This is a genomic window from Luteococcus japonicus, from assembly GCF_003752415.1.
GTDB classification, from domain to species: domain Bacteria; phylum Actinomycetota; class Actinomycetes; order Propionibacteriales; family Propionibacteriaceae; genus Luteococcus; species Luteococcus japonicus.
In genome coordinates this window covers 1,788,038-1,809,893 of sequence record NZ_RKHG01000001.1, presented here as the reverse complement: position 1 = coordinate 1,809,893, position 21,856 = coordinate 1,788,038, and the positions used below count along the sequence as shown (strand labels likewise).

General features: G+C 68.8%; 17 protein-coding genes. 8 read left to right on the top strand and 9 right to left on the bottom strand.

Going from position 1 to position 21,856, the window contains the following annotated elements; translation table 11 throughout:
- The first annotated feature begins 28 nt into the window (after positions 1 to 28).
- The 4 genes from EDD41_RS08780 to EDD41_RS08765 are packed head-to-tail and all read left to right on the top strand — an operon-like array spanning position 29 to position 4,689.
- Complete coding sequence (locus EDD41_RS08780) at positions 29 to 2,518, top strand: DMSO/selenate family reductase complex A subunit (RefSeq protein WP_245995587.1); 2,490 nt, start codon at positions 29 to 31, stop codon at positions 2,516 to 2,518.
- Between the two features lie 11 nt (positions 2,519 to 2,529).
- Complete coding sequence (locus EDD41_RS08775) at positions 2,530 to 3,141, top strand: DMSO/selenate family reductase complex B subunit (RefSeq protein ID WP_094765557.1); 612 nt, start codon at positions 2,530 to 2,532, stop codon at positions 3,139 to 3,141.
- Between the two features lies 1 nt (position 3,142).
- Entirely contained in the window at positions 3,143 to 4,057 is a 915-nt protein-coding gene (locus EDD41_RS08770) for a dimethyl sulfoxide reductase anchor subunit family protein (protein WP_123575623.1), read from the top strand.
- On the top strand, positions 4,054 to 4,689 hold the full coding sequence (locus tag EDD41_RS08765; protein WP_123575622.1) for a TorD/DmsD family molecular chaperone: 636 nt from the start codon (positions 4,054 to 4,056) through the stop codon (positions 4,687 to 4,689). Before EDD41_RS08770 ends, EDD41_RS08765 begins: the two co-directional genes overlap by 4 nt.
- On the opposite strand, the gene EDD41_RS08760 is transcribed toward EDD41_RS08765, so the two are convergent.
- The 4 genes from EDD41_RS08760 to EDD41_RS08745 form a co-directional block, all read right to left on the bottom strand.
- On the bottom strand, positions 4,680 to 5,900 hold the full coding sequence (locus tag EDD41_RS08760) for an MFS transporter (protein WP_123575621.1): 1,221 nt from the start codon (positions 5,898 to 5,900) through the stop codon (positions 4,680 to 4,682). The genes EDD41_RS08765 and EDD41_RS08760 overlap by 10 nt on opposite strands.
- Positions 5,897 to 7,114 (bottom strand): type 1 glutamine amidotransferase family protein, encoded by a 1,218-nt coding sequence (locus EDD41_RS08755; RefSeq protein ID WP_094765553.1) that lies wholly within the window; start codon positions 7,112 to 7,114, stop codon positions 5,897 to 5,899. Before EDD41_RS08755 ends, EDD41_RS08760 begins: the two co-directional genes overlap by 4 nt.
- 46 nt (positions 7,115 to 7,160) lie before the next feature.
- Complete coding sequence (locus EDD41_RS08750) at positions 7,161 to 9,077, bottom strand: hypothetical protein (protein WP_148060518.1); 1,917 nt, start codon at positions 9,075 to 9,077, stop codon at positions 7,161 to 7,163.
- A 94-nt stretch (positions 9,078 to 9,171) separates the two neighbouring features.
- Positions 9,172 to 9,636, bottom strand: a complete 465-nt coding sequence (locus EDD41_RS08745) for a low molecular weight protein-tyrosine-phosphatase (RefSeq protein ID WP_123575619.1) — start codon at positions 9,634 to 9,636, stop codon at positions 9,172 to 9,174.
- A gap of 97 nt (positions 9,637 to 9,733) precedes the next feature.
- Between EDD41_RS08745 and argF the strand changes: the two genes are divergently transcribed.
- On the top strand, positions 9,734 to 10,732 hold the full coding sequence (gene argF / locus EDD41_RS08740) for an ornithine carbamoyltransferase (RefSeq protein ID WP_123575618.1): 999 nt from the start codon (positions 9,734 to 9,736) through the stop codon (positions 10,730 to 10,732).
- A gap of 53 nt (positions 10,733 to 10,785) precedes the next feature.
- On the opposite strand, the gene EDD41_RS08735 is transcribed toward argF, so the two are convergent.
- Positions 10,786 to 11,508 carry an AIM24 family protein gene (locus EDD41_RS08735; RefSeq protein ID WP_123575617.1) on the bottom strand — a complete coding sequence of 241 codons (723 nt, stop codon included), beginning with the start codon at positions 11,506 to 11,508 and terminating at the stop codon, positions 10,786 to 10,788.
- A gap of 167 nt (positions 11,509 to 11,675) precedes the next feature.
- Here EDD41_RS08735 and EDD41_RS08730 point away from each other — a divergent pair, with 167 nt between their 5' ends.
- Positions 11,676 to 12,245 (top strand): mismatch-specific DNA-glycosylase, encoded by a 570-nt coding sequence (locus EDD41_RS08730; RefSeq protein WP_123575616.1) that lies wholly within the window; start codon positions 11,676 to 11,678, stop codon positions 12,243 to 12,245.
- 7 nt (positions 12,246 to 12,252) lie between these two features.
- Here EDD41_RS08730 and EDD41_RS08725 read toward each other — a convergent pair whose 3' ends face one another.
- Positions 12,253 to 13,428: a MalY/PatB family protein gene (locus EDD41_RS08725; RefSeq protein WP_170165298.1), complete on the bottom strand. Its 1,176-nt coding sequence runs from the start codon at positions 13,426 to 13,428 to the stop codon at positions 12,253 to 12,255.
- Between the two features lie 16 nt (positions 13,429 to 13,444).
- Between EDD41_RS08725 and EDD41_RS08720 the strand changes: the two genes are divergently transcribed.
- Positions 13,445 to 13,999 (top strand): MFS transporter, encoded by a 555-nt coding sequence (locus EDD41_RS08720; RefSeq protein ID WP_148060517.1) that lies wholly within the window; start codon positions 13,445 to 13,447, stop codon positions 13,997 to 13,999.
- A 244-nt stretch (positions 14,000 to 14,243) separates the two neighbouring features.
- Here EDD41_RS08720 and EDD41_RS08715 read toward each other — a convergent pair whose 3' ends face one another.
- Together EDD41_RS08715 and EDD41_RS08710 are read right to left on the bottom strand one after the other, a co-directional pair.
- Positions 14,244 to 14,465, bottom strand: coding sequence for a hypothetical protein (locus tag EDD41_RS08715; protein ID WP_123575613.1), 222 nt, complete (start codon positions 14,463 to 14,465; stop codon positions 14,244 to 14,246).
- A 274-nt stretch (positions 14,466 to 14,739) separates the two neighbouring features.
- Complete coding sequence (locus EDD41_RS08710) at positions 14,740 to 14,946, bottom strand: cold-shock protein (RefSeq protein WP_094765544.1); 207 nt, start codon at positions 14,944 to 14,946, stop codon at positions 14,740 to 14,742.
- 1,116 nt (positions 14,947 to 16,062) lie between these two features.
- On the opposite strand from EDD41_RS08710, the gene EDD41_RS08700 reads away from it, so the two are divergent.
- Positions 16,063 to 19,305 carry a GH92 family glycosyl hydrolase gene (locus EDD41_RS08700; RefSeq protein WP_123575611.1) on the top strand — a complete coding sequence of 1,081 codons (3,243 nt, stop codon included), beginning with the start codon at positions 16,063 to 16,065 and terminating at the stop codon, positions 19,303 to 19,305.
- Positions 19,306 to 19,533: 228 nt separating this feature from the next.
- Here the strand turns inward: EDD41_RS08700 and EDD41_RS08695 are convergent, their stop codons facing one another.
- Complete coding sequence (locus EDD41_RS08695; RefSeq protein ID WP_123575610.1) at positions 19,534 to 21,600, bottom strand: bifunctional metallophosphatase/5'-nucleotidase; 2,067 nt, start codon at positions 21,598 to 21,600, stop codon at positions 19,534 to 19,536.
- Positions 21,601 to 21,856 lie beyond the last annotated feature (256 nt).

The following is a 21,856-nucleotide window of genomic DNA, read 5'->3' as shown; positions in this document are numbered from 1 at the left end:
GTGCTCTCGTTAGGGTTGAGGTGTTGTGGTGAATTTCGACGGGAGGTTTGTGGTGACGGCTTCGACGAGAACCCCGGCCAGGGGTGAGGGGGCGCGCTTCTCGCGCCGCAGCCTGATGCAGTGGACCGGTGCCGCTGCCGCTACGGGCGCGCTGGTCTCCAGTGATCCGCTGCGCGCTGCCAGCGAGCCGGTGAGGCTGCTGCAGGCCGACGGGATGCCCGACGCGGACCGCACCGTGTGGAGCGCCTGCATCGTCAACTGCGGCTCTCGTTGCCCGCTGCGGCTGCAGGTCAAGGACGGCGTCGTGGTGCGGGTGCTGCCCGACAACACCGGCGACGACACCCTGGAGAACCGCCAGATCCGCGCCTGCGTGCGGGGCCGCAACATGCGCCAGCGGATCTACAATCCTGACCGCATCAAGAAGCCCCTCAAGCGCAAGGAGGGCACCAGGCGCGGCGAGGGACAGTGGGAGGAGATCAGCTGGGACGAGGCCTTCGACCTGTTCGCGGAGAAGCTGAAGCACACCTACGACACCTACGGCCCCGAGGCCGTCTTCAAGGTCTACGGCTCCGGCGTGTGGAATGCCCACCTTGCCTACGGCGCCGGCTGGCAGCGGCTGTTCAATGCCATGGGTGGCCACCTGAACTACTACAACAACTACTCCTACAGCCAGATCGGTGGGATCACCCGCTTTCACTACGGCAACCAGGACGAGCAGGTCTCCAACTCCTTCGAGGACTCCCTCAAGCACGGCCGGATGCTGGTGCTGTGGGGCAACAACCCGCAGGAGACCCGCATGTCGGGTGGCGGCCTCACCTATGTCTCGCTGGAGGCGGCCCGCAAGGCGGGGCTGAAGATCGTCGTGGTGGACCCGCGCCATTCCGACTCCGTCGCGGTCCTGGCAGACCAGTGGATCAGCCCGCGCCCCGGCACCGACGCGGCGTTGGTCAACGGCATCGTGCACCACCTGGTGAAGAACAACCTGCACGACCAGGCCTTCCTGGACAAGTACTGCGTCGGCTTCGATGAGAAGCACATGCCCAAGGGCATCCCGGCCAACAACTCCTACCTGACTTACATCATGGGCAAGGGGGCCGACGGCATCGAGAAGACCCCGGCCTGGGCGTCGAAGATCACCGGCGTGCCCGAGAAGACCATCATCGAGTTCGCGCTGGAACTGGGCCGCACCAAGCCGGTCAACATCACCCAGGGCTGGGGCCCGCAGCGCCACGCCAATGGTGAGAACCAGGCCCGCGCCATCTACACTCTGGCCAATGTGCTGGGCCAGGTGGGCATTCCCGGCGGCGGCACCGGTGGCCGCGAGGGCAACTACTGGCCGCTGACCGCCTGGCTGCCCAATGGTGACAACCCGTGCAAGGCCGCCATCAGCAACTTCGGCTGGAGCGAGGCGATCGTGCGGGGCGAGGAGATGACCGACGTCAAGGACGGCGTGCGCGGCGTCAAGAAGCTGAGCACCAGCATCAAGTTCCTGCTGGAGTACGGCGGCAACATGCTGGGCAGCCAGCACGCCGACCTCAACAAGCTGCGCGAGATCCTGCAGGACGAGTCGAAGTGCGAGTTCATCGTCACCGTCGACAACCAGATGTCCACCTCGGCAGACCTTTCCGACCTGGTGCTGCCCGACACCACCACCGCGGAGCGCTGGGACCTGGTGCCCAGCGAGTACTGCGGTGACACCGCCTACCTGATCGCCTGCGAGAAGGCCATCGAGCCGCTGCACGACTCCAAGCCGGCCTACGAGATGGTCACCGAGATCGCCAAGCGGCTGGGGGTGGAGAAGAAGGTGACCGAGGGCCGCGACCTGCGGGGCTGGGCGCAATACCTGCAGGACGAGGTGAACGTGAAGGCCGTGCCCGGCATGCCGAAGTTCGAGGAGATGCTCAAGAAGGGCGTGCACCGCTACCGCAACCCCGAGGGCACCACCGTCGCGCTGAGGGACTTCCGCGAGGATCCCGTGAAGAACCCGCTCGAGACGCCCACCGGCAAGATCGAGATCTTCTCCGAGGAATTGTGGAACATGGCCAGGACGTGGGAATTCCCGGACCGCAAGAAGGGCGACGTGATCACCGCGCTGCCGATGCACGTGGACACCTGGGAAGGTGCCATGGAGGCACTGTCCAATGACAAGTACCCGCTGCAGCTGATCGGACACCACTTCAAGCAGCGCGTGCACTCCACCTACGGCAACCTGTCCAACCTGCAGGAGGCCCACCCGCAGTCGGTGTGGATCAGCATTCCCGACGCCGAGAAGCGCGGCATCAAGAATGGTGACACGGTGGAGATCTTCAACGACCGCGGCCGGGTGCAGATCCCGGCCAAGGTCACGGCACGCATCATGCCCGGCGTCGCCTCGCTCCCGCAGGGCGCCTGGACCGACTTCGACGCCGAGGGCGTCGACCACGGAGGTGCCGTCAACGTGCTCACGTCGCTGCACTGGACCCCGGTCTCCAAGGGCAACTGCCAGCACACCACCCTCGTGCAGATCAAGAAGGCCTGAGAGGACGGATCATGGAAGGCTTCTACTTCGACCAGTCGGCCTGCAATGGCTGCAAGGCCTGCGCCATTGCCTGCAAGGACAAGCACGACCTGCCCATCGGCGTGCAGTGGCGACGGGTGATCGAGTACACCGGCGGCAGCTGGGTGCAGCAGGGTGACACCTACGAACCCAAGGTCTTCAGCTACTACACGTCGATCTCCTGCAACCACTGCGAGGACCCGATCTGTGCGGAGGTGTGCCCCACCACCGCCATGACCATCCGCGACGACGGCACGGTCTACGTCGATCCCAAGAAGTGCATCGGCTGCAAGTACTGCGCGATGGCCTGCCCGTACAGCGCCCCGCAGTTCAACCCCGAGAAGGGGATCATGACCAAGTGCGACGGGTGCAAGGACTACCGCGATGCCGGGCAGGAACCCGCCTGCGTCGCCGCCTGTCCCTCGCGCGCCCTCGAATGGGGTGACGTCGCCGAGCTGGCCAAGAAGCACAACAGCGACGTGCGGTCCGTGGAACCGCTGCCGGATCCCGAGATCACCCGGCCCAACCTGGTGATCACCCCGCACCGCGACGCCCAGCCCCCGGGCCAGGGCACCGGCGAGATCGCGAATCCCGAGGAGATCTGACATGTGGCATGAACTTCCGCTGGTGATCTTCACCATCTGCGCCCAGATGTCGGTGGGCTCCTTCATCGTGCTCGGCATCATCCACCTGGCGGGCCTGAAGGTGCCGCAGAAGACGATGGACAAGGTGACCGATCCGGCGCTGTACGCGATCGGCCCGTTGCTGGTGCTGGGGCTGGCCGCCTCCACGATGCACCTGGGCAAACCGCTGCGCGCCCCGAATGCCCTGCTGCACCTGGGCTCCAGCTGGCTCTCGCGTGAGATCGTCTTCGGGATGGCCTTCGCGGCACTGGGCGCCGCCTTCGCCATCTGCCAGTGGTTCAAGCTGCTCAACCACCGCCTGCGTCAGGTGCTGGCCGGGTTGACGGCCCTGGTGGGTTTCTTCCTGGTCTTTGCCATCAGCAAGGTCTACTCGCTGCGCACCGTCCCCGCCTGGGCGACCGTGCACACCCCGATCGCCTTCTACATCACCACGCTGCTGCTGGGCGGGTTGGCTGTGGCCGCCGCACTGCTGGTGGTCTACCGGATCCGTCGCGGCCGCTCCGAGCCGGATCCGGACGCCGACGCCCTGCTCACCCAGACCGTGCGGGCCATCTCCCTGGCTGGTGTGGTGCTGATTGCGGTGCGCTTCTTCGAGCGGGTCAGCTACTACGCCTTCCTCGGCGGGCACCCGTCGCCGGCGGCACGTCGTTCGTTGGAGATCCTGGGCGGTGAACTGGGCGGATGGCGCACGGCGCAGGCCCTGCTGCTGGCCGCGGCCCTGCTCTGCCTGGCCTACCTGCTGTTCAAGCTGGTGGCTCGGGTGGACAGCTACCGCTACCTGCCGGCCCTGGGCGTGGTCGCCTTCGCCCTGGCCTTCGTCGGTGAGTTCATCGGCCGCCTGATGTTCTACGGCTCGATGGTGCGGGTGGGCACATGAGCGTCGAGACCGACGAGGAGGGCATGGCCCGCAGCGCCGCTGCCCTGCGCGTCCTGGCCACCTTCGTCTCGGCCCCTGCGAAGGCCGAGGTGCTGGACCGGATCCGTTCGGCCGAGTGGCTGGAGGGGTGGCCGATGGAGCGCACCGAGGTGTGCCGTGCCGGGCTCGACCTGTGGGCGCGCTCCGCGGAGGTGGGTGAGGATGCGGACGCCGTGGCTGCCGACCACGCCCGGCTGGTCGGGGGCCCGGGACGGGTGGCCGTCCACCCGTACGAGTCCGTCCATCGCTCCGTCGAGGGCCTGCTCTTCGACGAACAGACATTGGAGGTCCGCGCCGCCTATGCGGAATTCGGTCTTGCGGCACCCCACCTCAACCGGGCTCCCGATGACCACCTGTCGCTGGAGCTGGAATTCGTCGCGAAACTGTCCGAACGCTGGCTCGATGCCACCACGGACCAGGAGCGCACGCGGTTGGCGTCGGGGCGGGAGCGTTTCCTTGCCGAGCACCTGCTCCAGTGGGGGCCCAACTTCTTCGATGCGCTGGGCCGCGACGCAGGGACCCACTTCCACCACGGCCTGGCCCTGCTGGGGGTGGACACCCTCGTCCAGCTGGGGGCCGGCGCTCAGCCCTGAGAGGGCTCTTCCCAGCGGCCCGCCAGACGCACCACCAGCAGGGCGGCCACGACGAGTGCTGCGGTGAGCAGCGTCACGCCCGGCCACCGCCAACCGCTCCACGCCCACCCTGCCGCGGTCCCCGCCACCGAGCTGCCCAGGTAGTAGGCGAACAGGTACAGGGACGCCGCCTGGCCCGTCCCCAGCCCCTGCCGGGCGGCATGGGCGGCCACCCATCCGCTGGCCACGCCGTGGGCGGCGAAGAAGCCGATCGTGGTCAGCGCCAGACCCAGCACCACCAGCGGCAGGGTCTCCGCAGCCGTCACGCAGATTCCCGCCAGCTGCAGCGCCAGGCCACCCAGCGCCACCTTCGCGGGGCCATGCCCCTCCGCGAAACGTCCCGCCCGGGCCGAGCTCCACGAGCCGAAGGCGTAGACCAGGAAGACCGTCCCCGCCAACCCCACCCCGAGGCGGTAGGGCGGGGCCTCCAGCCGGAAGCCCATCGCGTTGAACCCGGCGACGAAGGCACCCATCGCGCAGAAGGACAGGGTCATCAGGGCCAACTGCACCGGATCGCGCAGCAGGCGCAGCGTCTTGGCGGTCAGCTCGGCGGGGGACAAGGGTTGGGCGACGAAGAAGCGGCTGCGCGGCAACAGCCGGTGCACCACCACGGCGCAGGCCAGTGCCAGCAGGCCGATCCCGGCGATGGCCCAGCGCCAGCCGAAGAGGTCCGCCAGGGCCCCGCTGAGCAGGCGGCCGGCCATGCCGCCCAGCGCCGTGCCACCGATGTAGAGGCCCGTGGCCCGCCCGGCTGCTCCGGGGGAGATCTCCTCCCGCAGATAGGCCACGGCGACGGCGGGCAGCCCCGCCACGCAGATGCCCAACGCGGCCCTCAGCACCAGCAGCACCGGCCAGGACGGGCTGGCGGCAACGGCAAGGGTGACCAGCCCGCTGGCGAAGAGACTGGCCAGCATGATGTTGGTCCGGCCGAAGGCGTCCGAGATGGGGCCCAGGAAGAGCAGTGCGAGACCAAGCGTGATGGTCGTCGCGGACACGCTCAGCGCGGTCTCCGCGGGGGAGACGTGGAAGACCTGGCCCAGCAGGGGCAGCAGCGGCTGTGTGCAGTACAGCGCGGCGAAGGTGACCAGCCCGGCCAGGAAGAGCGCCACCGTCGTGCGACGGTAGGCGTCATCTCCCGGGGCCAGCGGTGCCGGGCCGGTCGGTTGGTTCACTCCGTGGGGGCCGGCCCGGTGGTGAGCCGCTTGTCTCCCGCTGCCTTGGTGCGCGCCACCTCGGCGAGCTCGAGGGGCTGCTCGGTGGCAGGTTCCTGGGCAGCCTCCTCGGTCTTCGGCAGGAAGCGCTTGTCCGCGGCCAGCTTGCGACGAGCTGTCTCGGCGATGCGCTGCTCGTGCTTCTCGTGGCGGCGACGCTCCTCCTCCTCGGCCGCGGCGGCCTTGGCGGCCGCCGCCTTCTCGTCGGCGATCCGCTGACGTGCGGCCTGCCGGCGTCGACGTTCCTCCTGCTCGGCCTCCAGCCGCGCCTTCTCCTGTTCGCGCTGCTCGGCCAGCACCCGCTGCCGCTCGGCACGCTCGGCGGCCAGCTCCCGCTCCCGCTCCGCCTTGATCGCCGCCAGGCGCTCCAGCTCGGCCTGACGGGCGGCCGCCTCACGCTCGGCCGCCTCCCGCTCACGCGGCAGGTACTCCTTGTGGCGCTCCTGCTCCGCGGCCGACGACTCGTGACGCACGACGATGGCCGTGCCCTCCTTGGTCAGCCAGTGGATCCGCTGGCCACCCTCGACGAGCGTGTGCCCACTGACCGGGTCGATCACCAGGCAGGTCTGCTCGTCGATGGACACGACGGTGGTCACCTCGCCCTTCTCCAGGGCGGCCAGGCCAGCACCCAGCCCGGCGACATCGGCATGCACGTCGACGGTGGGGCCGATCAGGGCCAGGCCGTCGCGCATCTCGAACTCCTCGACGCCCTCGCCCCACACCTCGGGGATGATCTGACGGCCCCGGAAACGCCAGCCGCCGACGATGGCTCGCTTTCCCACCACCATCGCGCCCGCGGAGAAGCCCATGTAGGGAACGCCGCGGCGGACCAGCTTGGCGATCACCTCACGGTGCGGACGCAGCGCCTCGAGGTAGCCGGGGGTCCACCCCCCGGCCACCACCATGCCGGCCAGCTCCTCCGGGTCCTGCGGCCAGACGGTCTGGTTCTGCGCAGCGTCGGGTTCGTCATCCAGCCAGATGGGCACGATCTCCGCCTCCGGCCACCGGGCGCGCAGGGGATCGGCGTAGCTGGCCAGCTGGCCGCCGGTCTCCTCCTCGGTGCCCAGCAGGGCGACCGCGATCCTGGTGCCGCGCTTCTTTGCCGAGGCGACGAACTGGTCATGGACCGAGGAGAGGGAGTCGGCCGGGCCGCCGCCGACGAGGTAGATGGTCATGGCCCAAGCCTAGTCAGCGCTGGCGGTGCCGCCCACCCCACCTGTCTCAGGCGCTCGCCCGCTCCGCCCGCAGTACTCGTTCCACGGCGCGCGCCCGGGCCTGCACCTGCGGGTCATCGGGGTCCAGCTCACCCGCTGCGATGCCGTCCAGCAGGGGCAGGGCCTCCTGCGTCACCACGCGGCTCCAGTGACGTTGCACGTCGGAGGTCATCTGCAGTCTCGTCGTGGCCGCCCGCAAGCTGGTCGCGATGGCCTTCGCCTCGGCCTCCTGGGCGGCCGCGGTCCGCGCCACCCAGAGCACGAGCAGGGTGATGATGACGTCCCCCCCACCGGTGATCACCAGGAAGCTGTGCCACCAGACCTCGGTCCAGCTGCCATAGCGCAGGGCAATGCCGCCGATCTGGATCACCGTCCAGAACACCGCCAGGAAGAGCCCTACGGAGATGGTCTCGGACAGCACGACGAGGTGGATCAGGGCCGAGGCGGACCAGCCCAGCCAGAACGGGTAGTCGATCTCCGGTGGCGCGGGCACCAGCCACAGGTTCAGCGCCCAGACGGACAGCGCCAGCAGGGAGACCCCGGCCATTCCGGCCCGGCCGATCCGATGCCGGCGCAGCAGGGCGGCCGTGACTCCTCCGACGAGGAAGGCGAGGAGGCCGGCGGTCAGCCCGACGGCGGGGCGGATGGTCTCGGTATTGGCCATCAGGGTCATCAACAGCCCGGTGATCAGCGTGGGCCAGGCGGTGCGGGTCAGCTTCCTGCGCACCAGGCGGTCGGGGGCCGCATTCCAGGCGGCGGCCGGTGCCCCGGGGACCTGACGTGGCCAGCGCAGGTCGATGACGTGACCGCCACCCGCAGCCGGTGTGGCCTCGGCCTGGCCTCCCACCTCGGACATCCGTTGCTGGACCTCCCCCAGGTCGAAGCCGCGATCGGCTCCCCGATGTCCGGGGCTGCGCGGGAGCGTGAGCTGTACCCGTCGAAGGTCCTCCACCTCGCTCACCACCGCCCTGATCGCCGGCCCGCCTGCCACGGTGTCCCGCGGGGCGACGGCGGCAGCCACGGCATCGCAGAAGGCGCGGGCCAAGGCCATCGGGATGGGGGCGGTCTCACCCTCGACGACGACTCCTGCGTCGCGGAGGCGGCGGTCCAGCCTGAGTTGGCGTTCCAGCCGCGTGGTGCGTCGACGGGAGTCCGCCACCTCGACGGTGGCCCAGGCGCCGCGCAATTCCTCGATGATGCGCCGGGTCGACCCCGGACCTCCCACCAACGCCAGGGCGCGCAGGACGTGCTCGTTCAGGATCCGGTCCGCCTCGCGCCGGCCCTGGTCCAGACCTTGTTGTTCTTCCTGCTCCTGCTGTGCGGTCAGGCTGCGTTCGACCGCCTCGCCGCGGGCCCTGTCGATGGAGATGACGGCGTCGCCGAAGAGCAGCACCAGCATGGTGGGCTGAAGGATCCACACATGATCCGCCACTCCCACCCAGTTGTGCACGCCGACGTACACCTGTTGCACGACCATCATCGCGGCCGCGCCGATCAGGGCGAAGGAGCCGTAGACCTGACGCTTCTTGGAGCGCATCGCAACGGAGATCAGCGGCAGCAGCCAGTAGCCGGGAAGCAGGTATTCGGCGGCGCGGAAGTTCTCGGTGTGGGACATCATCTCCGCGATCCCACCTCCCAGCAGCGCCAGCAGGATCCAGGGGATGACGACGTGGTGGCGTGGCAGCATCAGGGCCACGCCGGCGAGCAGCTGGGAAGAGAGCAGGAGGGCGAGGCCGAGCCCGGCCTCCGACTCGGCAGAACCGAAGGCGAGGGTCAGCGGGACGGTCTCGGTGGTCAGGGTCAGCGCCAGCGAGGCGAGCCCGAGCACCCGTAGCGCGGTCGTCGTCGAGTCCCGACGGGCCCGCCCCAGGGCATACCGCGGGCCAATGTGCTGGCCACGCTCGGCGATTGCTTGCTGGGACACGGTTCTCCGGAGGGTCTGTCGTTTCGGTGCGTCGATCCTCTCACTCGAGGGGTCCGCTCGAGCCACGCGACGGGTGGCCCTGTGAGGGGCGGTCTCAGGAATTCTGCCGTACCCGCTCCATCAGCGCCGGCATTGCCCTCTCGACGGCCGCCAGGGTGTCATGGAAGCCGTCCATCCCGCCGTACCAGGGGTCTGGCAGGCCGTCGCCGGTGGAGGCCTCGGGGTCGAACTCGCTGAACAGGTGCAGGTTCTCCGCGTCCGGGACCAGGCGTCGAAGCCGGTCCAGGTGGTATTCCTCCGCTGCCACCACGAGGTCCGCCTCCCGGACCTCCAGCGCCGTCACCTGGTGGGCCCGGTGGTTCGAGGCGTCATAGCCGGCCTCCCGCAGGACGCTGGCCGCCCGGCGGTCGATGGGATTGCCGTCCTCCTCGGCGCTGACCCCGGCGGAGGTGATCGTCACGTCGAGGCACTCGCGCTCCGCGTGGGCGCGGGCGACCCGTTCGGCCATCGGGGAGCGGCAGATGTTGCCGTGGCAGATCATCAGGATGTGCTGGCTCATGATTCAACCCTGCCACGGCACCCCGCGACGAGACATCCTCCGCTTCGCACCGCGGGGCTGAAAGGATGTGTGCTTCCGCACCAGAGCACAGGGAGCCATGATGAGCCTCAAGGGCCGCCACTTCGTCAAGGAATCGGACTTCACCCCCGCCGAATGGACCGAGCTGCTGGACCTTGCCGCCCAGCTCAAGGCGGACAAGAAGGCCGGCCAGGAGACCAAGCGCCTGATCGGCCGCAACATCGCCCTGATCTTCGAGAAGACCTCCACCCGCACCCGGTGCTCCTTCGAGGTGGCCGCCTTCGACCAGGGCGCCCACACCACCTACCTCGAACCCACCGGAAGCCAGATCGGGCACAAGGAGTCGATGGCGGACACTGCCCGCGTGCTGGGCCGGATGTTCGACGGGATTGAGTACCGCGGTTTCGGCACCGACGGCGTCGAGGTGCTCGCCGCCAAGGCCGGCGTCCCCGTCTGGAATGGCCTGACCAACGAGTGGCACCCCACCCAGATGTTGGCCGACCAGCTCACCATGCGTGAGCACTGCAGCAAGCCCCTGGACCAGGTGGCGCACGCCTACCTGGGTGATGCGCGCTACAACATGGGCAATTCCTGCCTCGTCTCCGGTGCCCTGGTGGGCATGGACATCCGGATCGTCGCGCCCGTCGAGTACCAGCCCGAGGAGTGGGTGGTCGGTCTGGCCCGCGGCCTCGCCGAGCAGACCGGGGCCCGGATCACCATCACCGACGACGTCGCCGCCGGCGTCGCGGGCTGTGACTTCATCTCCACCGACGTGTGGGTGAGCATGGGCGAGTCCAAGGACGTCTGGGCCGATCGGATCGAGGTGCTCAAGCCCTACCAGGTCAATGCCGAGGTGATGGCCACCACCGGCAACCCCGAGGCGAAGTTCCTGCACTGCCTGCCGGCCTTCCATGACCTGGAGACCACCGTCGGACGCCAGGTCCACGAGCAGTTCGGGATGGAGGCGCTCGAGGTCACCGACGAGGTCTTCGAGGGGCCGCAGTCCGTCGTCTTCGACCAGGCCGAGAACCGGATGCACACCATCAAGGCCGTCATGGTGGCGACGCTGGGGGACTGACAGCTCTGGAGGGCCGCGTAGGGAATCGGATGGCGGCGGGCGGAACCCGTCGTCTACCCGTCGAGCAGGCCGCCGAGCATGCCGCCGGCCCCGCCACTGCCATTGGGTGTGGCGACGACGTTCTCGCAGGGCTGGACCACGACGTGGCCCTGACCGCGGAAGGCCATCTGCAGCATCTCGCCGGTGCCGCCACGCACCATCGACTTCAGGCCGCCGGTGTCCATCTTGATGTCCATCTGCACGCCGCCGGTCCACAGCACCACGGCCTGCGCGTCGGCGAAGGTCGGCGCCTGGGCGACGTCGAGGGCCACCGGCTCACCCTTGGTGGTGATGGCGACGAAGCCGGTGCCTTGCAGGACCACGTTGTACAGGCCGCCGGTCATCGCCGCGCCACGGGCCTGGATGCGTCGCACATCCCACTGGATCGACTGGCTGAAGGCCAGCACATTGCCGCCATTGACGCTGATCGTGTCGTTCTCCAGGTAGATCACCTGGACGTCGGCAGCCTCTTCGGCCAGGAAGAGCTCGCCGCTGCCGGTGCACTCCATCAGCTGCACGCCCTCGCCGGTGGCAGCCTGCTTGAGGAACTTGCCGATCCCGCCGGATCCCTTGTTGGTGAAGTTGATCTTGCCCTGGTAGGCCACCATGGATCCGGTGCGTGCCCAGACCGGGCCGAAGCCCATCTCGACCTTGAGCAGCTTCTTGTTCTGCAGGCTGAACTGGTGCTCGGAGTTCTTCTCCGCGTAGTCATTGAACAGGGGTCCGTACAGGGGCATCTCTCACCTCGTCGTCGTGGCGCATGCTGCGCCGTCCTGCCACGAGCGTAGGACCGCCACGGGTCCCTTGGACAGTGGTTCACTCGCAGTCCGCTCGACGTTCGGCCATTCGTGGCCAAGGGCCGCCGCGACGGTGCCGGTTGCGCCCCTCTGGCAGGCTTCCTGTCATGGGATGGAGCAAGGACGAATTGCTGGCCTTCGCGGGCCGTGAGGTTCCCGACCTGCTGCCTGAGGACCTGCGCCTGCTGGTCTGCGGCATCAACCCGTCGCTGTGGACCGCCGCGACGGGCGCCCATTTCGCCCGCCCCGGAAACCGCTTCTACCCGGCGCTGGCACGGGCCGGGATCATCAGCCACCCCTTCGATGCCGCCGACGGCTATCGGCCGGAGGACCTGGCGGAGCTGCACCGGCTGGGCATCGGGAACACCAATCTCGTCGCCCGGGCCACCGCGCGCGCCGACGAACTGAGCCGCGAGGAACTGCGCCGGGGAGCGGTGCGCCTGGAGGTACCGGTGCGTCAGCGCCGGCCCCGGTTGGTGGCCGTGCTGGGGGTGACCGCCTACCGGCAGTCCTTCGCCATGCCAAGCGCCGCGCTGGGCGAGCAGCCCGAAGCGTTGGCGGGCGCGAGGCTCTTCGTGCTGCCCAACCCATCGGGGCTGAACGCCCACGAGACCGTCGACAGCCTGGCGGCGGCCTATGCGGGGGCGGCTCGCGCGGCGGGGATCCTCGCCCCCTGAAGGCGCGTCAGCGGGCGTCCAGCGCGGCCTTCAACCGGCCCAGACCGTCGTCCAGGATGGCGCTGGTGGTGGCCAGGTTGAGGCGGCAGAATCCCTTGCCATTGGCCCCGAAGTCTCCTCCGGGATTCATCCACAGCTTGCCCTTATCCAAGACCCAGGCGGCCGGGTCATCGCCCAGGCCCGCCTCGCGCAGGTCCAGCCAGGCGAAGTAGGTGGCATCACCGGGCACATAGCGCACGTCGGGCAGTTCCGCGTCGACGAAGGCCTTGGTCCGCGCCACGTTCTGGGCGATCTTGGCCAGGGCGCCGTCCAACCATTCGTCGCCCCCGGTGAAGGCCGCCACATTGGCCTCGATCCCCAGCGTCGTGGCGCCGTAGAGGTGGTCCGGATGGGCATTGGTGACGAAGCGATCGTGGCCCGCCTGGGTGTGCAGGCTCACCGTGGCACAGGGCAGGCCGGGCATGGAGAAGCTCTTCGACGCGCTGGTGATGGTGACGCAGTGGCTGGCGGCCGTCTCGTCCACCTCCGAGTAGGCCAGGTGCCGGATGGCGGGCAGGGTCAGCGGGGCATGGATCTCGTCGCTGATCACCCAACCGTCGTACCTGGCGACGATCCGGGCCAGCTCGGCCAGTTCCTCACGGGAAAAGACCTTGCCGACCGGGTTGTAGGGCTGGCACAGGATCAGCGAGCGGGCGCCATTGGCGAAGGCGCGCTCGATGCCCTCCAGGTCCAGGTGCCACTGCTCGTCGACGCTGGCCGCGCCCCTGGTCTCCAGGAGCGGCACCTCGACGGCCTCGCGCCCGGTCAGCCCGGGGATGACCAGGAAGTGCATGTAGGCGGGGGTGGTGACCACCACGCCGGCATCCTTCGGCGTGAATACCTCGACGGCGATCTCGATGCCTGCCAGGACATGCGGCACGACGGTGGTCCACCCCGGGTTGACCGTCATGCCCAGCCGACGGGCCGCGAAGTCCGCGAAGGCACGGGGGACCCGGTCATCCACCTCCGCGTAGCCGAAGCCCTGGCGCGCCACCACCTCGTCGATGGCGGCGGCGACCGGATCGGCCAGCGGGTAGTCCATCTCCGCCACCCACATGGGCAGGACCTCCGGGCCGCGACGGTTCCACTTCATGGATCCACGGGCACGCAGGGCTTCTGGGGTGAGTGCGTCGAAATTGGTCATGCCCCGATCCTGCCCCATGGCACTGACATCACCGGGCACTGCCCGGTGGGTGACCGACGGCAAGATCCGGCAACAGGGTCACGACGCATCGGTGCTGGCTCCACAGTTGACGCATCACGGCTCACTGCTCGATGAAGCACATGAAAGGCCTCAGTTGACCACGCAACACCCGGACAATTCGTCCATCACCCAGGTCCCCGGACGGGAGGACCTCGTCGCCAATGTTCCCGGCTACGGCCCCACCTACGTCCCCGTCAATGAGGACGCGGAGTTCGTGAAGCCCAAGGGCCGGATGGGGGCGACGGTCGCCCTGGGAGCGCCGATGTCCATCGACAACTCCGAGGGCGGTGTCTCCAAGGTCTTCTTCCCGCAGATCATGAACGCCTTCGCGGTCAATGACGCGGCCCTGGGCCTGATCAACTCGCTCTACGCCAAGTCCGAGCGTGGCAAGGCCTTCGGTACGGTGCGCGGCATCTCGGCCGGCCTGGGCATGCTGCTCACCCCGGCGCTGGGGCAGTTCGGTGACAACCCGAATGGCTGGCGATACTCCCCATGCTCACCTCGCTGGTGATGTTCGGCTTCCGGGCCAAGTTCTGGGCCAAGGACCTGGGCTGGGGCATCAAGAACGCCGCCTACCTGTGCACCATCCTCCAGCTGGGGCAGTTCCTGTCCTCCTTCATCGGCGGCTTCCTGGGCGACTTCTTCCAGCGTCGCTTCGGGGACAAGGGCCGCATCGACCTCTTCCAGATCTACTGTGTCGCCTTTGCCGCGATGACCTTCATCGCCTTCCCGGTGGAGTTCAGCCTGGGCCAGTACTACGTGGTGGCCTTCATGCTGGGCCTGGTCTTCTCGATCGGATTCTCCGGGTGTGTGCTGCCGATGGTGGCCAGCGTGGTCCCGACGCAGCTGTCCGCCACCGGTTTCGCCGTCCTGTTCAGCCTGGTGCAGGGCTGCCTGACGGCCCTGATGAGCCTGGCCACCGGCTGGATGTCGGTGAGCTTCGGCCTGCAGCGCACGCTGCTCCACTTCGTGACCATCCCCTACCTGATGAACGCCGCCTTCTGGTTCGTCTTCGCTTCCACCCCAAGGACGTCGCGCTGCGCGACGAGCGGACCCGCTTGGTGGAGGCAGGCCAGTTCTGAGGCACGGGCCAGTGGTGCGGCGAGGGACCCGGCCCCGTCAGGGGCGGGGTCACTCGCCCTGTGTGCGGAGGGTGCCGTAGGACTGACCGACGGGCAGGGGGCCTCCGTCCGGAGACGCAGAACCGCCCGCCCTGCCGGAGCAGGACGGGCGGTTCTTGAAGACCTGGTGTCAGCTGATCACGTGGATGTCGGCGGCCTGGGCGCCCTTGGGGCCCTGGACAACCTCGAACTCCACGCGGTCGTTCTCGTTGAGGCTCTTGAAGCCCGAGCCCTGGATGGCGCTGAAGTGCGCGAACACGTCGGCGGAGCCGTCCTCGGGGGCGATGAAGCCGAAGCCCTTTTCGGCGTTGAACCACTTCACGATGCCAGTAGTCATGTCATTTCTGCTTTCTGGGTGCTGAGCACTCCGGCTTTCGGGTGCTCCTAGCTGTGATGCCTTGTGAACCGTCCAGAAAACAGTTTTGGCACGGACGCCCTGGATGGGGGTCGAGGCCGAAAACCGCTTGTCATACGAGGTACTAGAACTTCAACAACTGTCTCCACAGTACACGGCATGACGGTCAGGCCAAACCCTTCGGAGCCCCTTTGCGCCACTGGCGGGAAGACGCGCGGAGGAGCCCACCCATTTGAACGAACAAGTCACCCGACGGGTGTGCTGGGGGCGCCCCCATGGCGGCGGAACCACCCCCTGATGGCGCTCTGCACTGCCGCCATGGCCCATCCCGTCGTCCCCGTGGCAGCGCGCGGACGCGTGCACCGTGAACTCTCCTCGCCCCGGGCCATCTGGTGGTTCATACTGGCCAGCTGGCTGGTCTACGGCATCCACTGCCTCAGCCGCTACCCACAATTCCTTACGGCCGGCACCCCATCATCGCGACGCTGGCCCCGCTCGCGGGGCGGCAGCCGCTCGGGTTCGCACGATCCGCGTGGGTTGCAACACGAGCGGATCCCACAAACCCGAGCGCCTTCCCGGGCCGCGCCCAAGCCCCTGCACCGGACGCTGGCGATGTGTGGCGCTCTGGTGCTGCTGGGCACCGTCGTCTTCTTCCTGGCGATCAACAGGTGCTGGTGTTCACCCCGGTCTTCGACCTGGCTGTGCAGGGTCGCAACTACGCCCTGGTGCGCCTCTTCCACAACGCCTGGCAGACCAAGCCGTTGATGGTGCACCAGCAGGCGGTGCTGCGCCACCTGCCGGCCGGCACCTGCCTGGAGGTCGACAACCGGCTGGCCGCCCACCTGACCCGCAGCAATCTCGTGACACTTCCGACGCTCACCAAGATCCCCAGCGACTTCGTCGTGCTGGACATGAGCCAGAAGGAGGTCGGCGACCCGCTGCCCAGCCCTCAGGAGGTGGAGCGGCGGATCGTGGCCACGGGCTATCTGCGGATTGCCAGCGAGGGAGCCATCAATGTCTGGCAACGCCCCGGCTACGCTGGACCCAGTGCCGGGTGCGGCCCCCGACGCACCCTGACAAGCCCTTCCAGGAGAGCCGATGCCCCAGACCAGCGCCACCGACGACGTCCAGGGCCACGGCCCCGTCCTGACTCCTTCGCCCGGCCCCACCAACCCGATGGCCTCGATGCCCCGGGCCGGTCTGAAGCATGGCACGGTGCACCACTTCCGGCAGCAGGTGGCAGGCGGATCCACCCGGATCGGCGGCGGGTTCAGGGTCCGGCCCGGCACCGTCTTCGAGCTGGCCGTCTTCCCGGACCTGGAGCACGACCCCACCCGCAATGACTCCCCGGACCCCAACTTCGACGGCTGCTCGCTGGGCGTCGAGTTCATCACGGAAACGGGCTCTGTCACCCTGCGCGACCAGCACGAACACGTCATCGACGGCAGCAGGCAGTGCCTGGTGGCGGACAACTGGAACCTCTTGCAGCTCTCCCTCGACGAGCTGGTCGGCCAGCGGGTGGAGCAGGTGCTGCTGGCCAGCCGCGCAGGACTGGTGGGTTCCGGCTGGCTGCAGGTCTTCGGGATGCGGCCCCGCCCCGTGGAGGAGCCCGACGTCGTCGACCGGGTGCGCACCACCCGCGGCACCCACTCGGCCTTCCTCTACTCCCGGGGCAATGCGCTGCCGCTGACCTGCGTGCCGCAGGGCTTCAACTTCCTCGTCCCGCTCACGGAGAGTCGGGATCGCAACTGGCTCTACGGCTGGCACCGCGACGGGGGCCCGGTTCCCAAGCTGTCCGCGCTGGCCTTCTGTCACCAGCCCAGCCCGTGGATCGCGGACCGTTCCGCCTTCCAGATCATGCCCTGGCAAGGTCACATGACGGCGTCGCCGACCAAGCGGGCCCGCGCCTTCAGCCATGACGACGAGATCGACCGCCCGCACTACTACCGGGTGGACCTCGACGGGGGGATCCGGGCGGAGATGACGCCCACGTCGCGCGCCGGGGTCTTCAAGTTCACCTTCACCGAGTCCGCCCGGCACGGCGTCGTGCTGGACCAGCCCTTCGTCGGCACCATGCACACCGAGACACTCGACGACGGGCGGGTGGCCTTCCACGCCTCCATCGCTCCGGCCGAAGGATGGACCGTCGGCCTGCACCGGCCCAGTCCACCGGCCTATGTCTACGGCGAGACCAATGCACCCGCCGCCGTGCACCGCGCTCGCGAACGTCGCAGCCCGCTGGAGGGCATCGTCGTCATCAACGGCAAGCGGCTGCACAAGTCCTGGTTCGGCAAGCTGACCGTTCCGCTGCCGCGCCCGCAGGCCGCCATCCTGGAGACCGAGGCCGACGTGCTGGAAGTACGCGCGGCGATGAGTTTCCTCGGCGTCGAGCAGGCGCGCCGGAACCTGGAGATGGAGGTGGGGCAGGCCAGCTTCGACGACATCGCCGGCCGTGCCCACGCCACCTGGACCGAGCTGCTGGGGCGCCTGGAGATCGACGGCGGGACGCTGGACCAGCGGATCACGGCCTGGTCCAACCTGGCCTGCCTGTACTCGTGGCCCAATGACCACCACGAGAACGTCGGCAGCCCAGAAGAGCCCCGCTGGGCCTACGCCTCGCCCTTCCGTCCGGCTGGAGCACACACCCCTGACCACACCGGCTGCCAGGTGGTCGACGGGCAGCTGAGCGTCAACAACGGCTACTGGGACACCTTCCGAACCTGCTGGCCGCTGTACTCGCTGCTCACGCCGGAGAAGGCCCCCGAGCTGCTGGGCGGCATCCTGCAGCAGTACCGCGACGGCGGCTGGATGGCGCGCTGGTCCGCCCCCGGCTACGTCGACTGCATGCCCGGCACCAGCTCGGACGCCATCTTCGCCGACGCCTCGCTGGCGCACACCTTCGCCTCGGGCTCCGACGAGCTGGCCGCCTACGACTCGGCGCTCCGCAATGCCACCGGACCGTCGGACTCAGTGCTGACCGGCCGCAAGGGGATCGGCAAGGGACGTTTCGTCGGATGGATCGACACCGACACGGAGGAGGGGCTGGCCTGGACCATGGACAACGCCTCCTGCGATGCAGCCATCTCCCTGTGGTCCGGGCGGCTGGCGGTCCGCGCGACGAACGATCCGCGCCTGGCCGGCAGGCGTGAGGAGCTGGAGGCCAATGAGGTCTGGTTCGCCAACCGCGCCCTGGCCCACGCAGAGATGTTCGACGCCGGGATCGGTTTCTACCAGGGCCGTCGGCCCGACGGTGGCTGGCGCGTGGAGCCCAAGGACTTCGACCCGCGCCACTGGGGCCACGACTACACCGAGACCAATGCCTGGGGGCAGGCCTTCCACGCCCCGCACGACGGCGCCCTGCTGGCCAAGCTGTTGGGTGGGGAACACGCCTTGGCGGACAAGCTCGACGAGATGTTGCGGACCCCGGCGGTGACCAGCCCGGCGATGTGGGGCAGCTACACCTACAACACGCAGGAGATGAACGAGGCCCAGGCCGACGGCATCGGGCAGCTGGCCATCAGCAACCAGCCGGCGCACCACATTCCGTTCATGTACCTGTTCGCCGGACAGCCGCACAAGACGCAGTGGTTGACGCGGGAGCTGCTGGACAAGAAGTTCGTCGGCTCGGAGATCGGCCAAGGCTACCCGGGCGACGAGGACAACGGCGAGATGAGCGGCTACTGGCTGCTGCTGGCCATGGGCCTCTACCCGGTCTTCGTCGGCGGGGGAGAGTTGGCGATCACCGCGCCCCTGTTCGCGAAGATGGCGTGGAACCGCACCGACGGAACCCGGCTGGAGATCCGTGCGACGGGCATCGAGCACCGCTACATCCAGTCCCTGCGGGTCAACGGGGAGCTGTGGAATGCCGTCACCATTCCGGCCGAGCTGGTCCGCGGCAATGCGCTGCTGGAGTTCGAGCTGGGCCCCGAGCCGTCCAGCTGGGGTGCAGGAACGCGCCCGTGGAGTGCGTCGACGGCCACCGGAAAGGCCCGACGCTGGCAGCCGGACCGTACCCCGGCGGCCAGCTACGACGGACCCGAGTGCCTGGTGGACGACCGGGGCGAGAATCATGCGGACCTCTCGGCCGGTGACGTGGTCAGCTTCACCTGGGAGCAGCCCTTCACGCCGCTCTACCTCACCGTGACCAGCCCCGAAGCGGCCGCACCCGGTCTGCGCGTCGAGGTCCGTTGCGACGGGGAGTGGGCCGACGCCGCCGTGGTCACCCGCTCCACCCCGCACCCGGACCAGACGGCCGCCTACCGGGTGGGTTCCGAGCCGATCGACGGGCTGCGCCTGGTGGCTACCGCACCCTGCCGGCTCAGCCAGGTGGAGGTCTACTGACGCATCCACGGTGGCCGAGCCCGTCGAGGCCCGTGGCCTGGGGTCGGACGAGGCCGGAGTGCTGGGGCCGATTGGGGCGCTGGCGCGTCGGGCAGACCTCGTCGGAACCGTGGCGAGGTTGGTGGTGCCCGCCGGTTCACTGGCCGAACCCGTCGTCCAGGGCATGTTCACTCGTCCGCACATCCTGCCGTGGCCCGAGCCCCTTTCGTGCGAACGGTGCCGAGCGGATCAGGCGATGGTGACCGGGATGCTCACCACGGTGCCGGAAGGGGCGGCCTTCAGGGTCAGGACGGCGGCACCCTTGGCGACACTCTCGGGCACGGTCACCGTGAGGGTGGCCTTGCCGTCGCTGACCGTCGCGGTACCCACCTGCACGTCGCCGATGCTGGCCACCAGCGAGGTGTTGGCCACGGCACCGGCCGACTTCATGTCCAGGGTGTCGGTCTGCAGCGCACCCTGCGGGGCGCCGACGGTGAAGGTGGTGGCCTGGCCAGCGGTCAGGGTCTTCGGGGTCTCCTTGACGCTGACGGCACCGCGGGCGAAGCTCGGCGAGACCGTCTTGTTCGCGGTCAGCCACTCCACCCAGGCGGCCAGATCGCTGGCGCCGGTGTCGCGGCTGTTCTGGCCCTCGGCGAGCACGCGGAAGTTGTCGCCACCGGTGATCAGGAAGTTGCCCGAACCGACGGTGTACAGCTTGGCCGGATCGATGGCCTTGCCGTTGACCGCGATCGACGTGATTCGGTCACCCATCGGACGTGACTCGTCGTAGGTGTAGGTGACGTTCTTGCTCAGCCCCAGCTGCAGGTAGGCGCGGCTGGGGATGGAGCCGTCGGCATTGGTCTGCCACTGCTGCTCGAGCATGGTCTTCACCTGGGCGCCGGTGATCTGGGTGGTCATCAGCGTGTTGGCGAAGGGCAGGATGGCCGCGGCCTGGGCGTAGGTGATGTCGCCGGCTGCCAGGTCCGCGCGGGTACCGCCCGGGTTCTGGACGCCGATGAAGTCCGCGTCGCCCTTGCCCAGGGTGTCGAAGAACATCTGGGCCACCATGTTGCTCATGGTGCTCTCGACGGCGCGGTTGTCGGGAGTGCCATCGGCCTTGAGGCCTCGGCTCGCGGGGGCGGTGGACTTGGCGATCACGCGGGAGCCGATGATCTTGGCCTGGGACAGGGCGTCGGTGGTGATCTTCTGCACCTCGGCCACGCGCGGGTACTTGGCCACCAGGGCGGGCACCTCGGCCGACGGCTTGACGGCCAGGTTCTCCGCGGAGGCGGCGCAGACGGTGCCGCGCAGTTCAGCGCCCGGATCCTTGACGGCCCCCTTCCCCCTGCCCTTGTTGTTGCCGGGCCTCATCGGCTGGGTGTTGTCCAGTGTCAGGCTGACCTTGCCGACGAAGGCGCCGTAGCTGCCGGACTCGACCACGGGACGGGTGCGGTCGGTGCCCGGAACCGGTGCCTGCCAGGTGTAGTTCTGGTGGGTGTGGCCGGTGAGGATGGCCGCGACCTTCGGGGAGGTCTCGTTGACGATGCTGGCGAAGGGCTTGCTGGTCAGCGCCTCGTCGAGCGTCTTCGGGGTGCTGACGGCGGCACCCTCGTGGTAGCTGGCCACCACGACGTCGGCCTCGCCATTGGCCTGGTTGCCGTCGGTCAGGGCCTCGGTCTGCGCATTGACCGCGGCCACCGGATCGCCCAGGTCCACATTGTTGAAGACCTCGGTGCCCACCAGGCTCTTCAGGTCTGCGGTGATGGCACCCACGACGGCGATCTTCAGTCCGTCGCGCTCGACGATCTCGTAGGGCTTGAGCGCCGGGGTGGTGGTGCCCTTGGTGTACAGGTTGGCCGCCAGGTAGGGGAATTCCGAGCGTTCGGTGAGGCGGCCGGTCAGGTCCCTCCATCCGCGGTCCAGCTCGTGGTTGCCGACGGTGGAGGACTGGATGTCCATCGCATTGAGGACGTCGACGGTGGGATTGTCCTCCTGCACGGCCGACGGGAAGAGCGAGGCGCCCACATTGTCACCGCTGGAGACCACCATGGAGTGGTCCTCGCCGGCGGTCTGGCGGGCGTCCTCCAGGGTGCCGAAGAAGGCGACGGTGTCGGGGCTCGAGGCGGCCAGCCGGCCGTGGAAGTCGTTGAAGGCGAAGATCGACAGCTGGTTCGTCTCCTGCTGGCAGGCGACGGCTTCCGACGGCTTCGGCTTGGGGGCCTTCTTGCCGGCGTCGGCGAAGCCAGCGCTTCCAGCGACGAGGGTGAGGGCGGCGATGCCCGTGGCGGCGGCTCGCGCCAGACCGGTCGTGTTCATGGATGCTCCTGTGTGGGGGTTCCGATGGGTGGTGCGCTGGGGTGCGGACGGGTCCGTGTGGGGCGCTGCACCGCCCAGCTTCCTGAATTCGGACCGCTCGGCGCAAGGGGTGTTTCGAGCAGTTCCTGAACTGTTCACCCGTCCATTGCTGGGCCGTCGAGCCCGTGACAAGGCAGGTCACCTCTTGGGGGAGTCGCCCCGACGTGGCCGGGCAGCCCGCGATCCCCTCTACAGTGGGTTTCCATGGACAGCCCGC

What these genes read in the sequence shown, in the direction of transcription:
- EDD41_RS08745 (WP_123575619.1), bottom strand. Translation starts at nt 9,636, where the DNA reads ATGAGCCAGCACATCCTGATGATCTGCCACGGCAACATCTGCCGCTCC.
- EDD41_RS08775 (WP_094765557.1), top strand. Translation starts at nt 2,530, where the DNA reads ATGGAAGGCTTCTACTTCGACCAGTCGGCCTGCAATGGCTGCAAGGCC.
- argF (WP_123575618.1), top strand. Translation starts at nt 9,734, where the DNA reads ATGATGAGCCTCAAGGGCCGCCACTTCGTCAAGGAATCGGACTTCACC.
- EDD41_RS08700 (WP_123575611.1), top strand. Translation starts at nt 16,063, where the DNA reads ATGCCCCAGACCAGCGCCACCGACGACGTCCAGGGCCACGGCCCCGTC.
- EDD41_RS08710 (WP_094765544.1), bottom strand. Translation starts at nt 14,946, where the DNA reads ATGACTACTGGCATCGTGAAGTGGTTCAACGCCGAAAAGGGCTTCGGC.
- EDD41_RS08695 (WP_123575610.1), bottom strand. Translation starts at nt 21,600, where the DNA reads ATGAACACGACCGGTCTGGCGCGAGCCGCCGCCACGGGCATCGCCGCC.
- EDD41_RS08720 (WP_148060517.1), top strand. Translation starts at nt 13,445, where the DNA reads ATGGCACTGACATCACCGGGCACTGCCCGGTGGGTGACCGACGGCAAG.
- EDD41_RS08765 (WP_123575622.1), top strand. Translation starts at nt 4,054, where the DNA reads ATGAGCGTCGAGACCGACGAGGAGGGCATGGCCCGCAGCGCCGCTGCC.
- EDD41_RS08715 (WP_123575613.1), bottom strand. Translation starts at nt 14,465, where the DNA reads ATGGTCACGAAGTGGAGCAGCGTGCGCTGCAGGCCGAAGCTCACCGAC.
- EDD41_RS08755 (WP_094765553.1), bottom strand. Translation starts at nt 7,114, where the DNA reads ATGACCATCTACCTCGTCGGCGGCGGCCCGGCCGACTCCCTCTCCTCG.
- EDD41_RS08770 (WP_123575623.1), top strand. Translation starts at nt 3,143, where the DNA reads ATGTGGCATGAACTTCCGCTGGTGATCTTCACCATCTGCGCCCAGATG.
- EDD41_RS08730 (WP_123575616.1), top strand. Translation starts at nt 11,676, where the DNA reads ATGGGATGGAGCAAGGACGAATTGCTGGCCTTCGCGGGCCGTGAGGTT.
- EDD41_RS08725 (WP_170165298.1), bottom strand. Translation starts at nt 13,428, where the DNA reads ATGACCAATTTCGACGCACTCACCCCAGAAGCCCTGCGTGCCCGTGGA.
- EDD41_RS08735 (WP_123575617.1), bottom strand. Translation starts at nt 11,508, where the DNA reads ATGCCCCTGTACGGACCCCTGTTCAATGACTACGCGGAGAAGAACTCC.